Raw genomic sequence first — 13,749 nt, 5'->3', positions numbered from 1 at the left:
TACCGAGTGTGCCAACCTGCGTTTCAGTGACGTTTCGGTGCCGGCCAACCTGATGTCGGGGCCGGTTTCGGCCACTAGATTCACTCGAGTGACGATCCGGGTAGCGCTCGAACACCGCACGACGTACACCTTCGCCGAACCGGTGGAGGTGTTTCCGCACACGGTTCGGCTGCGGCCGGCGCCGCACTCGCGCACGCCCATCGCGGCCTACTCGCTGACGGTGAGCCCACGCAACCACTTCATCAACTGGCAGCAGGACCCGTTCGGCAACTACCTGGCCCGGCTGGTGTTTCCCGAGCCGGTGAAAGAACTCGACATCACTGTCGACGTGGTGGCCGACATGACGGTGATCAACCCGTTCGACTTCTTTCTCGAGCCCTACGCCGAGCGCTTCCCCTTCGAATACCCCGACGCCCTGCGCGCCGACCTCGAGCCCTACCTGCGTCGGGTCGACGAGGGCGGCACCGGCCCGGGCCCGCTGGTGCGCGAGTGGGTGCAGCGGCACATCACCGACGCCTACGCCGGGCTGACCGGCGACGACCGGCCCCGCATGGTCGACTTCCTGGTCGCCGTGAACACCGCCCTGCAGGCCGACATCGCCTACACCGTGCGGCTCGAACCGGGCGTGCAGACCCCCGACACCACCCTGGCCAACGCGCTCGGCTCGTGCCGCGACTCGGCGTGGGTGCTGGTGTCGGTGCTGCGCGAGGCCGGCCTGGCGGCGCGGTTCGTGTCGGGCTACCTGGTGCAACTGCGCTCAGACGTCGAAGAGTTGGACGGCCCCAGCGGCCCGGCCGAAGACTTCACCGACCTGCACGCCTGGGCCGAGGTGTTCGTGCCCGGCGCGGGCTGGATCGGCCTCGACCCCACCTCGGGACTGTTCGCGGGCGAGGGCCATATTCCCTTGTCGGCGACCCCGCACCCGTCGTCCGCGGCACCGATCACGGGCTCGACCGCACCGGTGTCGGTGACCATGAGCTTCAGCAACACCGTGCGCCGGGTGCACGAGGACCCCCGCGTCACCAAGCCCTACACCGAGACCCAATGGGCCGCCGTCGACGCCCTCGGCCAGCGGGTGGACGAGCTGCTGACCGCTGGCGACGTGCGCCTGACCATGGGCGGCGAGCCGACCTTCGTCTCGGCCGACGACACCGCCACGCCGCAGTGGGAGGGCGCCGCCGACGGCCCCGAGAAGCGGGCGCTGGCCCAGGCCCTGGCGGCCCGGCTCGAGCAGCGCTGGGCGCCGGGCGGGGTCGTCCACCACGGCCAGGGCAAGTGGTACCCCGGCGAAGACCTGCCGCGCTGGAACATCGCGATCACCTGGCGCACCGACGGCCTGGCGATCTGGGAGGACCGCACGCTGCTGGCCAACCCCTGGGACGAACCGGCGGTCAAACCCGGTTCGCTCGAGGCGCAGACCGCGGCCCGCGACCTGGCGGTGTACATCGCCGGTGGGCTCGGCGTGCCGATCGGCCACGTGCTGCCCGGCTACGAAGACCCGCTGGTCGAGCTGATGGGCGAGGCTCAACTGCCCGAGGGCAGGCGTCCGGACGACCTCGACCCCGACGACCCGGCGATGGCCGACGAGGCCGCCCGCGCCGCCGAGATCGACCGCATCGACGCCACCCGGGGCACTGCCCGCGGCTGGGTCGTGCCGCTGTTCCGGTTGGTCGACGAGCAGCAGTGGGGCACGGCGCGCTGGCGCACCCGCCGCCGGCACTTGTTCCTCACCCCCGGCACCTCGCCGATGGGATTCCGGCTGCCGCTGTCGTCCCTGGCCTGGGCCGAGGCGCCCGACGACATCGAACGCTCCCCGCTCGAGATGACCGGGCTGCTGCCGATCATCGTCGACGGCGAGGCACCCGCGGCGGTCGTGCACGACATCGAGGATGCGCCGCGCACCGCCCTCTGCGTCGAAGAGCGCGACGGCCTGCTGCACGTGTTTCTGCCGCCGTTGACCAAGCTCGAGGACGCCCTCGAACTGCTCAGCGTGGTCGAGGGGGCGGCCGCGGCGGTCGAGTTGCCGGTGGTGCTCGAGGGCTACCCGCTGCCGTTCGACCTGCGCACCAAGACCATCTCGGTGACCCCCGACCCGGGCGTGATTGAGGTGAACACACAACCCACGTCGAGCTGGCCCGAACAGCGCGACCTCACCCTGTCGCTGTACGACGACGCCCGGCGCACCCGGCTGGCCACCGAGAAGTTCGACCTCGACGGCACCCACACCGGCACCGGCGGCGGCAACCACTTCACGCTGGGCGGCGCCACGCCCACCGACTCGCCGTTGCTGCGCCGGCCCGACCTGCTGCGCTCGCTGATCACCTACTGGCAGCATCATCCGGCCTTGTCGTACGTGTTCTCGGGCCGGTTCATCGGCCCGACCTCCCAGGCGCCGCGGGTGGACGAGGGGCGCCACGAAACCCTCTACGAACTCGAGATCGCCTTCGCCGAGCTCGACCGGGTGACCGCCGACGCCGAGTCGTTCAAGCCCGAGCACGACGACCTGCCGCCGCTGCCCTGGAACACCGACCGGCTGCTGCGCCACCTGCTCACCGACCTGACCGGCAACACCCACCGGTCTGAGTTCTGCATCGACAAGCTGTACTCGCCCGATTCGCAGCGAGGCCGGCTGGGCCTGCTGGAGCTGCGCGGTTTCGAGATGCCCCCACACGCCCAGATGGCGCTGGTGCAGGCCCTGCTGGTGCGTTGCCTGGTGGCGATGTTCTGGCAGCGCCCCTACCTCGGCCCGCTGATTCGCTGGGGCACCCGCCTGCACGACCGCTTCCTGCTGCCGGCGTTCGCCGCCGCCGACCTGCGCGAGGTGGTCGCCGACGTCAACGAGTGGCTCGACCAGGTGGCTCCGGGCAGCCGGTTCGACGCCGCCTGGTTCGATCCGTTCCTCGAGTTCCGCTTCCCGCGGCTGGGCGAAACCCGGCTCGCGGGCGTCCACCTCGAACTGCGGCAGGCCATCGAGCCCTGGCACGTGCTGGGCGAGGAGGCCACCAGCGGCGGCACCGCCCGCTACGTCGACAGCTCGGTCGAACGCGTCCAACTCGCCGTCTCGGGCCTGATCGAAGGCCGGCACGTGGTGACCTGCAACGGCGTGCCGGTGCCGCTCACCGCGGTCGCCAACGGCGGCTGGGGCACGGCCCTCGGCTCGGACGACGCCCCTGCCGCGGCCGGCATGTTCGTCGGCGGCGTGCGGTACCGGGCGTGGGCGCCGTGGTCGGCGCTGCACCCCACCATGGGCGTGCACGCGCCGCTGACCTTCGACCTGGTCGACACCTGGAACAACCGATCGCTGGGCGGGTTCACCTACCACGTCACCCACCCGGGCGGACGCAGCTACGACACCTACCCGGTGAACGCCGTCGAGGCCGAGTCGCGGCGCGCCTCGCGGTTCAGCGACCAGGGCCACACCCCCGGCCCGATCGACGTGGCCGGCTGGCCGTCGGCGCAGTCGGTGTTCTCGCCGATGGGCACCGAATACCCCTGCACGCTCGATCTCAGGCGCTATTCCCCCGGGCATTTGGGCTAGTGACATGCCGGGCGACCCGACCCCGTAAGGTGGCGCCATGTCTGCGGCGGTGAGCATCGAAACCGGGGTACTCGACGAGTACCGCGCGCGGCTGGGCGCCGACGCCGTCGACGAACTGGTCACTTCCGACGGCCTGCGCAGCGACCAGGCGGCCCTCGGTGCCGCGGTCAACGCGATGGGCATGGGCGGGCTGCAGGCGGCCCGGGCCGAGGCGCGCACGTTCGCGTCCGACGAGGGCGTCACCTACGGCACCGAACGCCGCGGTAGCCGCAACTGGGCGATCGACCCGATTCCGGTGCTGATCGGCGCCGCCGAATGGCAGGCGCTGGAAACCGGGTTGCGGCGACGCGCCAACCTGCTCGACCTGGTGCTCACCGACGTGTACGGCGAGCGCAACCTGATGCGGCGCCGGGTCATTCCGCCCGAGGTCATCCTCGGCCACGACGGCTACATCAGGCAGACCGACGGCATCGGCGCCCCCGGCCGTCGCCAGCTGGTGGTGGCGGCCACCGACCTGGGCCGCGACGCCACCGGCCAGTGGACCGTGATCTCAGACCGCACCCAGGCGCCGTCCGGCCCCGGGTATGCGATGGCCACCCGGCGGATCATCTCGCGGGTAATGGCCGGCCTGCACCGATCGACCCCCCTGGCCCGGCTGCGCGGCTTCTTTCAGACCTTCTCGGCTTCGCTGCAAGACGCGTCGCCGACGGCCACCGAGCCGCCCCGGGTGGTGCTGCTCACCCCCGGGCCGGGCAGTGAGACCGCCTTCGAACAGGCCTACCTGGCCACCCTGCTGGGCTTTCCGCTGGTCGAGGCCGACGACCTGGTGATGCAGAAGGGCAAGGTGTGGCTTCGGGCCGGCGACCGGCTCGAAGAGGTCGACGTGATTCTGCGCCGGGTGGACGCCGCCTACTCAGACCCGCTCGAACTGCGCGGCGACTCGCAACTGGGCATTCCCGGGCTGATCGAGGCGGCCCGCACGCGCAACGTGGCCGTGGTGAACCCGGTGGGTGCCGGGGTGCTCGAGAACCCGGGGCTGGTGGCGCACCTGAACGCCGCGGCCCGCGCGCTGCTCGGCGAAGACCTGGCGCTGCCCATGCCCCCGACATGGTGGTGCGGCGACGACGCGTCCCGATCGCACGTGCTGGCCAACCTGGGCCATCTGGTGCTCAAGCCGATCTCGCGCTCGTCGGGGCCGTTGCGGTACGGCTGGCTGCTCACCGCCGCAGAACGCGCCGACCTGGCGGCCGCGATCGCCGCCGAGCCGTGGGCCTGGTGCGGGCAGGAGCCGATGCAGCTGTCGACCGCTCCGGTGGTCACCCGCAGCGGGCTCGAGCCGCGCCGATTCGTGCTGCGCACCTTCGGGGTGGCGCACGACGACGACTACCACTACCTGCCCGGCGGCCTGGGCCGGGTGGCCGCGCGGGTCGGCGAGTACACCGTCTCGAACTTCACCGGCGCCCTCGCCAAGGACGTCTGGGTGATCAGCTCCGAAGCCGACCAGCCCAGCGTCGGGCGCGCCCGCCGGCTCGGCCTGCCCCCGGTCACCCGGGCCTACGGCCTGTCGCCCCGCGTGGCTGACAACCTGTACTGGATGGGCCGCTACGCCGAACGCGCCGAGGGCACCGCCCGGCTGCTCAAGGTGGTCGACGACTTCGCCGAAGACAACAGCAGCCGCACCGGCACCCCCGGCGCGAGGGCCACCGAGATTCTGCTCGACGCCGTCGCCTGGGTGACCGTCACCGGTGCGATCAGGCACGACGAGTCGTCCCTGACCTACCTGCGCCGGGCCGTGTTGGACGCCACCCGCACCGGCACGGTGCGGCACTGCGCCAACCAGGTGACCAACGCCGCCCAGCACGTGCGCGACCTGCTGAGCGTCGACACCTGGTCGGTGATCGGACGACTGCAGCAGACCCTGGCCGAGACCCCCGACGACGACGACCAGCTGCAGCCGGTGCTGGCAGACGTGCTCGAGTCGCTGCTGGCGCTGGCCGGCATCATGGCGCAGAGCATGGTGCGCGACGAGTCGTGGGCGTTTCTCGACGCGGGCTGCCGCATGGAACGCGCGCAGATGACCCTGGCCCTGCTGGCCCGCACGGTGACCGCCGACCGGGGCCGCGAGGTCGACGACCTGGTGGTCGAGGGTGTGCTGCGCGCGGGCGAGTCGATCATCACCCACCGCCGGCGGGCGGCCGCTGGCACCGGCCCCACGGTGGCGCTGGAGTCGGCGGTCGACCTGCTGCTGCTCGACCGGGTGAACCCGCGTTCGGTGCTGTACCAGGCCGAGTCGCTGGCCGCCGACCTCAGCCTGCTGGGCGACGAGGCGTCCGCCGCGCGGGCGCTGCGGCTGTCGAACGAACTGGGCGAGGTCGACATCGCCGACCTGCTGCGGCCCGATCGGCTGGCGGTTCGGCTGGCCGCCTTGGAGCAGGAGTTCCGCGGGTTGTCGGACGACCTGGCCGCGCGGCACTTCTTGCGTCAGGCGCCGCGCCGGGCGCAGACCTCGGGCTGGGGCAACCCGTGGCAGGTGACCGATGGTGACTGAGGTGCGGCCCGACCACTACGCGCCCCGGCGGTATCGGGTGCGGCACACGACCATCTACACCTACGACGACGACGTCGAGGCGTGCTACGAACGCGGCTTTCTGCGACCGCTCGAAACGTGGTCGCAGCAGGTGGTGACCAACGAGGTGGCGGTGTCGCCCGAGCCGCAGGTGATCAGCCAACACGTCGACCACTTCGGCAATCACAGTTTCTACGTCGAGATTCGCGACCCGCATCGCGAGCTGGTGGTGAGCAAGACGGCCTTCGTCGACGTGGCCTGGCCGCGCCCGGTGCTCGAATCGCTGAACGCGTTCACGGTGGCCGAGGCGGTGGCCCGGGTCGAGGCCGAGGCCGACGCCGTGGTGCACGCGGAGTTTCTGCTGCCGTCCGATCTGGTCGATCTGGGGCCCGAGGTACTGGCCTACGCCCGGCAGATCCTGTGGGCCGACCGGCCGCTGGGCGACGCGCTGGTGGGGCTGTACTCGACGATCTACCGCGACTTCAAGTACGAACTCGGGGCCACCTCGGTGCGCACCACGCTGCCCGAACTGCTCGAACTGCGGCGCGGCGTCTGCCAAGACTTCGCGCACCTCGCGGTGGGCTGCCTGCGCTCGATCGGGCTGCCGGCCCGGTACGTGTCTGGGTACGTCGAGACCTCTCCCCCGCCCGGCCAGCCGAAGCTCGAGGGGTCGGACGCCTCGCACGCCTGGACCTCGGTGCTGGTGCCCGGCGGCGAGTGGATCGACCTCGACCCCACGAACGACCACTTCGCCGACTCGCGCTACATCGTCACCGCGTGGGGCCGCGACTTTCGCGACGTGTCACCGCTGAAGGGCGTGATCTACACCGAGTCGAAGAAGTCGAAGCTCGAGGTGAAGGTCGACGTCTTCCGGGTGAACGCCGACGGCACGCTGACCTGACCCATGGTCGTCCCGTTGAACGCCGGGGATCTGCCAACTAGCGTGGCGAGATGACGTCCGATTTGGAACGCTTCCAGCCTCACTGAGCGGGAACCCGTGTCGAGTCGGACGCAATCGCACGGCCTCGCCGATGACGGGGTGTTCGTCATCCCGGCGAACGCCGGGATCTCCCAAAGTAGCCCGGCATGACGGACGCCCCGAGACCGTCCGGCACTCTCAGCGGCGCGGCTCCAGGCTGGGCCCAACGTTGGTGACCAGCCACTCGACGAGTGGCGTGATGCGCGCCCACTGCTCGGCGACGCGCTCGACCACGTCGGCGGTGGGCAGCCAGGTCGGTTCGCCGACGTTTTTGAGCACCACCAGGCTCTGCCGCCGCATCAGGTCGAGTCGTGGGTGGTCGGCCGGCACCCCGCGAGGGCGGGTGGCCACCTGGTCGCCGCCCACCTCGAAGCCGTCCGCGGTCAGGGCTTGGACGATCTGGGCCAGTTCGGTGCCCGAACCGGCGGAGTCGATCGCGGCCCGCTGCCGGGCCAGTTGGTCGCGTCCGCTCGGGTAGTAGCCGCCACCCACGCTCAGCCCGTCCGCGTTGATGCGCAGGTAGTGCCCCATGCCGGGCGCGGCCAGACACAGACCGCCCTGCTCGCTCTTGTAGGGACGCTTGTCGGCACTGAACCGCACGTCGCGGTGGGGCCGAAACAGGTGCGCATCGCCGAACCGGGGCGCGAGATCGTCCAGCAGTCGGGTGAGCGGCGCCTTCACCGAGGTGCGGTAGCGCTCGGCGTTGGCGGCCCACCACCCCCGGTTGTTGTTCAGGGCGAGCTCGGCGTAGAAGTCGACGGCGTCGAACGGGATGCCAACAGTGGTCACGGCGTCATTGTGCACCCAGGCTGCTGCCCAGGTCATGGCGGCGTTCCCCGTAGCGAGAAGCCCAATGGAGCCGTCTGCACAGACTTGTCCACAACCGGTGGATGACTTACACGGCTGTCATTCCGCGCGGTGACACAACTCATTGGGGTCGGTCTTCGCCATGAGTGCGAGATCGCCGCGATCGGCCACCGGACGAACTCGGCTTCTAGACTGTGCCCATGCCGACAATCGTCCATGAGTTCTCGTGGCCTGATCGACTGGTGGTCGGAACCGTCGGGCGACCAGGGGAGCGCGCGTTCTACCTTCAAGCCCGCACCAAGGCTCGATTCGTGACCGTCGCCCTCGAGAAGGAACAGTCCGCCCTGCTCGCCCAGAAGATCGACGAGATGCTCGACGAGCTGAAGTCCACCGAGAGCAACCCCTTCAGAATTCCCGACTCCACGCCCATCGAGCTGGTCGACAACGACCCGCTCGACCAGCCGCTCGACACCCAATTCCGCACCGGCGCCATCGGCCTCGGCTGGGACCCGACCACCGCCGAGATCGTCATCGAGGCGTACGCCATGGTCGAGGTCGACGACGTCGATGGTAACGAGCTCGGCTCGGAACTGATCGAGGTCGAGCCTTCCGAAGCCCTGCTGGTGCGCATTCCGGTCGGCACGGCCCGCGCGTTCGCAAAGCGCACGCTCGAGGTGGTCGGCGCGGGCCGGCCCAGTTGCCCGTTGTGCGGCTACCCCATGAATCCCGAGGGCCACGTCTGCCCGCAACCCGGGGCCGTTGACGACTGAGTCGCACGCCGGCGGCGTCGCTCTGGCGCCATGAGGGATGGCAGCCCGTGCTGCGCGGACGGGTCGAGCCCGGGTAGCGTCGGCCCATGGCGAGTCCTGCGGTCGAGATTCCGGTGGGCGACCGGGTGGTGCGGGTGACCAACCCCGACCGGGTCTACTTTCCCGAAACCGGCTGGACCAAGCGCGATCTGGTCGACTACTACCTCAACGTCGGCGACGGCATCGTGCGCGCCCTGCGCAACCGGCCCTGCATGCTGCACCGCTTTCCCGACGGGCTCGCCGGCCCCAAGGTGCACCAGAAGCGGCTGCCCGGCGGCGCTCCCGACTGGGTGCAGACCGTCGAGTTGTGGTTCCCGCGCTTCGGCCGAACCGCCGACGAACTCTGCGTCACCGAACTCGCCCAGGTGATCTGGGCCGTGCAGATGTCGACGGTCGAGTTTCACCCCTGGAACAGCCGCCGCGGCCACGTCGAGCAGCCGGACGAATGGCGCATCGACCTCGACCCGATGCCCGAGGCCGACTTCGGCACCGTCCGTCGGGTGGCCCAGGTGGCCCACGAAGTGCTGGCCGAGCTGGCCATCACCGGCTACCCAAAAACCTCAGGTGGCAAGGGGTTTCACATCTACGTGCGGATCGAGCCCGAGTGGGGTTTTCACGAGGTTCGCCGCGCCGCACTCGCCTTCGCCAGAGAACTCGAACGACGCATCGACGACGCCACCACCGTGTGGTGGCGCAAAGACCGCGATCCGGCGAAGATCTTCGTCGACTTCAACCAGAACGCCCGCGACCACACCATCGCATCGGCCTATTCGGTACGCGGCACCCCCACCGGCACCGTGTCGACCCCCGTCGAATGGGACGAACTCGACGACCTCGACCCCCGCGACTTCACCCTTGCGTCGGTGCCGGCCCGGTTCGCCGCCTTGGGCGACCTGCACGCGGGCATCGACGACCAGGCCTTCCGGCTCGACACCCTGCTGGAGTGGGCCGATCGAGACGGGCTCGACTAGCCCCGGCGGGTATTGGGGACGGTTCCTCACTCGCGCCAAATCATCTGACTAGGGGATTTGCTGCGCGGTGGCGCGCGTTCGGATCCGTCCCCAATGTGCGCCCAACCTAGGGATGACGGGGGGTTGCGACCTACTCGGCGCCCGCCGGTCGTCCACGCAGGTCGAAGGCCCTCACGAGCATCGCGTGATCGGTGCTCATCGCCTGGCCGCCACCGGCCAGCATCTGTGGAATGAACTCCGCCGGCTTGGGGTGCCCGGGAATGGCCGCCAGGTACTCCTCGTGGCACTCCAGCGACTTGACCGCCCGATCGACGGACGCGTTCGACACCGAGATTCCGTGCGTGGGCTGGGGGTGCCCGCTCACCAGCAGCCACCGGGTGCCCCACTTGGGCAGGCCCTCGTCGGCGGCCAGCTCGGGGAACACCCAGGTGTTGTCGGCGTCGCGAATCGCGTCGACGGTCACCTCGCCCGCCACCCGATGGTCGGCCATGTTCAGGCCCCACGGCGTGACCAGATCCCAGTTGCCGGTGAGCACCGCGTCAGGCTTGAACTCGCGAATGGCCCGGGCGATGTCGCGACGCAGGTCGAGGCCGTACACCAGCATGCCGTCGGGGTGATCGAGCATGGTCAGTTCGGCCACCCCGACCTGCTCGCACGCGCGCTCTTGCTCGCCGCGTCTGATGCGCGCACACTCGTCCGGCGGAATCTGCATGCCCGCCTCGCCCTTGGTGAGCAGCAGGTAGGCCACCTCGACGCCGCGATCGGTCCACTCGGCCACCGCGGCCGAACTGCCGTATTCCATGTCGTCGGGGTGGGCGGCCACGCACAACACCCGGCGAAAGTCGTCGTCGAGCAGCTTCTCGATGCTGGGCTTCTCGATGCTGGGCTTGTCGGTGTTGGGCGACTCGGTCATGCGGGCAAAGCTACAGCGCCCCCAGCGCCTTCGCCACGGTGATGCCCGACGCCGCCGCCCACGCCTGTGGACGGCACGAGGCCGGGTAGGGCAGCGGCGGAAACACCTCGTCGGCGCTCTGTCCGCCGAACAATTCGGGCAGCCGGTAGTCGAACCCCTCGGCCGCCCGCAGCAGGCCCTCGGCCAGCGTGCGGGCCGGCGCGTCGAAGCCGGCGCGCAACATGCCGTCGATGATCATCGCGGTGTCGTGGGTCCAGACCGAACCGACGTGGTAACGGGTCGGCCAGTACGCCACATTGTCGGTCGACATGGTGCGAATGCCGTAGCCGGAGAACATTTCGGGGCTCATCAGGCGGCTCACCACCAGGGCCTCCTGGTCGGCGTCCAGCAGGCCGGTGCCCAGCAGGTGACCCATGTTGGACGCCACGCCGGTGACCGCGTTCTTCTGCCGATCGAGGGCCAGGGCGGGGTAGCGGCCGTGGGCGTCCGACACCCAGAACTGTTCGTGGAACCGCGCCTTGAGCCGGGCCGCCCAGTCACGCCAGAACGCGGCCCCGGCCGGGTCGTCGGCGAACCGCTCGAGCAGGTCGGCGCCCGCGATGGCCGCCGCGTGGCAGTAGCCCTGCACCTCGACCAGGGCGATCGGACCGTCGGCGACCCGTCCGTCGGCGAAGCGGATCGAGTCGCCCGAGTCTTTCCAGCCCTGGTTGGCCAGGCCGTGCCCCGAGGTGTCGTAGTACTCGGCGAAGCCGTCGCCGTCGGGGTCGGAATGGTCACGCAGCCAGGTCAACGCGCCGTGCAGGCCGTCCATCAAACCCTCGGCCACCGGGTCGACGCCGGCCGCGACCGCGTCGGCCAACAGCAGCACCCACAGCGGGGTCGCGTCGACCGTGCCGTAGTACTCGGGCGGCAGCACGGTGCCCTGCTGCAAGTCGAGCGTGGCGGCCCGCACCTCGTGCAGGATCTTGCCCGGCTGTTCGGCCCGATCGACGTCGACGGCGGTGCCCTGGCGGCCGGCCAGCGTGCGCAGGGTGCCGATCGCCATCTCGGTGTCGGCCGGCAGCAGCAGCCGTGCCGCGATCAGCGAGTCACGGCCGAACAGGGTGAGAAACCACGGGGCGCCGGCGGCGAAGAATGTGCGGTCGGCCTCGGTGCGTTCGCACAGCCGCAGGCTGCTGAGGTCGGCCAGCGACTGGGCGACCAACCTCGCCAACGACGACGACGCGTTCGTCAGCGCCGGCGCTGCCAGTGGCGCGGCAGCACTGCCCACGAACGGCGTCGCCGGGTCGCGGAGCGCCAGGCTCCACTGCGCCGCCACCTGCCCGAACGCGGGCAGGGTCAGCCGCCAGCGCAGGGTGATCGCCTCGTCGTGCTCGATCGTGGCCGCCGGCGCGTCGAGCGTGGCCGACGCTCCCGCGCCGAAAGTCCAGCCGTTCCCCTGCAGCGTCACCGGTCGAGCAGCCTCGACGCCGGCCTTGATCAGGTTCAGCGGGGTGTTGTCGGGCACCAGCCGGACGGTGAGGGTCACCTCGATAGGCCTCGGCAACGAGGCGGAGATCACGATGCGCTCGCCGAACCCGCCGGGGTGGGCCACCCTGTGGCGGGTCAGCGCGCCGAGCGGGTCGGCGGTGCCGTCCTGCCAGCGCACGACGGTGTGAAAGTCGACCGATCCGTCAGGTCGCAACGACGCTCCCGCGGACGCGAGTTCGACGGCACCCTCGGCGTCCTGCACGCCGACGCCCAGCCCTCGCAGCACCCGATGGTCACCGAAGAAAGCGCCCTGCACACCAGAGCCGTCAACATCGCCGTTGGGCGCCGACCACACCTGGGTGGGCGCTCTGAGCACCGCGGCGAGATCGTGCAAGAACGGTTGGCGAAGGGTCACGGCTTCACTCCTCCGGTCAAGGGACGGCCGTCCAGATGGCACAGCGGCACCGGCGCGAAACACCATAGCTGGCTGCGCCCGCCAACCGCAGTTACGCACAGTCCACAGCATCGGTGCGCACATGATTCCGCGGCGAGCCCGTTGCGGCTGAGAGCGCTTTCAGGCACGATGCGAGAGGGACCGCAGCAGTCACGGCACCACTGCCGAAGCAGCACTTTGGGTGCCGATAGGCTGTGCGTGCCCTGTGGGCGATGGCACGACGACGAGGGGGAATGCAGGTGACTGAACGCACTGCTCCCACTCTGGACGACGTGGCGCGCGCGGCCGGGGTTTCGAGGGCCACCGCTTCGCGGGTGATCAACGGTGCCGTGCCGGTGTCGCGGCCCGCCACCGAGGCGGTGCGCAAGGCCGTGGCGATGCTCGGTTACCGGCCCAACGTGGCCGCTCGGGCTCTGGTCACCAGGCGCGTCGGAGCCGTGGTGGTGCTGGTGCCCGAAACCGAAGAGCGGGTGTTCTCGGACCCCTTCTTCTCACGGGCCTACCACGGCGCGCTGGAGGCCTTTCGGCACACCGGCATTCACGTGCTGTTGTCGATGTCGCACCCGCACGACGGCGTCGACCCGATGCTGGCGTTCTTTCAGTCCGATCACGCCGACGGCGCGATCGTGATCTCGCACCACGGCTACGACTTCGCCCGGGCGGTGGCCAACTCGAACCGTCCGGTGGTGTTCGTGGGCAACCCCGGCGTGCCTGGGCTGGCCTACGTCGACGTCGACCACGCACGGGCCGCCGCCACCGCCACCCGGCACCTGCTCAGCCGGGGTGCGCAGACCCTCGGCACGGTGACCGGCCCGATGGACATGTTCGCCGGCGTCGAGCGCCTGCGCGGCTTTCAGCAGGCGATGGCCCAGGCCGGCCGCAGCGGCCACCTGACCGCCGAGGGCGACTTCACCTTCGCCGGCGGCGAGGCGGCCGCCTTCGACCTGCTCAGCCACCACCCCGAGATCGACGGGCTTTTCGTGGCGTCCGACCTGATGGCTTCGGGCGCGATTCGCGCCGCCGAACGCCTCGGACGGCGCGTGCCCGGCGACCTGATGCTGGTGGGCTTCGACGACTCGCTGGTGGCCACCCAGAGCATTCCGCAGCTCACCACGATGGAGAACCGGCCCGACCTGCTGGCCCGCACCGCCGGCCAGATGCTGCTCGAGAAGTTGAACGGACGCCAGCCCGAGTCGCCGGTGATTCTGCCCAGCCGGCTGGTCGTGCGCGATTCGGCCTAGC

General features: G+C 70.5%; 9 protein-coding genes. 6 read left to right on the top strand and 3 right to left on the bottom strand.

Translation table 11 applies throughout. The features are described 5' to 3' along the window. The first annotated feature begins 88 nt into the window (after positions 1-88). From MPLG2_RS14770 to MPLG2_RS14760, 3 genes are read left to right on the top strand one after another with little or no spacing between them, the layout of a single operon-like run. Positions 89-3,538, top strand: a complete 3,450-nt coding sequence (locus MPLG2_RS14770) for a transglutaminase family protein (protein WP_105186794.1) — start codon at positions 89-91, stop codon at positions 3,536-3,538. A 37-nt stretch (positions 3,539-3,575) separates the two neighbouring features. Continuing rightward, positions 3,576-6,086, top strand: coding sequence for a circularly permuted type 2 ATP-grasp protein (locus MPLG2_RS14765; RefSeq protein ID WP_105186793.1), 2,511 nt, complete (start codon positions 3,576-3,578; stop codon positions 6,084-6,086). Then, positions 6,079-7,005, top strand: a complete 927-nt coding sequence (locus tag MPLG2_RS14760) for a transglutaminase family protein (RefSeq protein WP_158681247.1) — start codon at positions 6,079-6,081, stop codon at positions 7,003-7,005. Before MPLG2_RS14765 ends, MPLG2_RS14760 begins: the two co-directional genes overlap by 8 nt. A gap of 216 nt (positions 7,006-7,221) precedes the next feature. On the opposite strand, the gene MPLG2_RS14755 is transcribed toward MPLG2_RS14760, so the two are convergent. Further along, the gene (locus MPLG2_RS14755; RefSeq protein WP_197709963.1) at positions 7,222-7,872 is read right to left on the bottom strand and encodes a DUF2461 domain-containing protein; all 651 of its coding nucleotides are present in this window, start codon (positions 7,870-7,872) and stop codon (positions 7,222-7,224) included. A gap of 218 nt (positions 7,873-8,090) precedes the next feature. On the opposite strand from MPLG2_RS14755, the gene MPLG2_RS14750 reads away from it, so the two are divergent. Both MPLG2_RS14750 and ligD read left to right on the top strand, forming a co-directional pair. After that, the gene (locus MPLG2_RS14750) at positions 8,091-8,660 is read left to right on the top strand and encodes a DUF3090 domain-containing protein (protein ID WP_105186790.1); all 570 of its coding nucleotides are present in this window, start codon (positions 8,091-8,093) and stop codon (positions 8,658-8,660) included. Positions 8,661-8,746: 86 nt separating this feature from the next. Continuing rightward, a complete protein-coding gene (gene ligD, locus MPLG2_RS14745; RefSeq protein WP_105186789.1) occupies positions 8,747-9,670 on the top strand; it encodes a non-homologous end-joining DNA ligase in 924 nt (307 codons plus the stop codon). A 130-nt stretch (positions 9,671-9,800) separates the two neighbouring features. On the opposite strand, the gene MPLG2_RS14740 is transcribed toward ligD, so the two are convergent. Further along, positions 9,801-10,583 (bottom strand): PIG-L deacetylase family protein, encoded by a 783-nt coding sequence (locus MPLG2_RS14740; RefSeq protein ID WP_105186788.1) that lies wholly within the window; start codon positions 10,581-10,583, stop codon positions 9,801-9,803. 10 nt (positions 10,584-10,593) lie between these two features. Further along, the gene (locus tag MPLG2_RS14735) at positions 10,594-12,468 is read right to left on the bottom strand and encodes an amylo-alpha-1,6-glucosidase (RefSeq protein WP_105186787.1); all 1,875 of its coding nucleotides are present in this window, start codon (positions 12,466-12,468) and stop codon (positions 10,594-10,596) included. Positions 12,469-12,746: 278 nt separating this feature from the next. Between MPLG2_RS14735 and MPLG2_RS14730 the strand changes: the two genes are divergently transcribed. Then, positions 12,747-13,748, top strand: a complete 1,002-nt coding sequence (locus MPLG2_RS14730; RefSeq protein WP_158681246.1) for a LacI family DNA-binding transcriptional regulator — start codon at positions 12,747-12,749, stop codon at positions 13,746-13,748. Position 13,749 lies beyond the last annotated feature (1 nt).

This window comes from Micropruina glycogenica (assembly GCF_900289045.1).
Taxonomy (GTDB): domain Bacteria; phylum Actinomycetota; class Actinomycetes; order Propionibacteriales; family Propionibacteriaceae; genus Micropruina; species Micropruina glycogenica.
The sequence above is the reverse complement of the archived record's forward strand: the minus strand, read 5'-3'. Positions and strand labels throughout refer to the sequence as shown.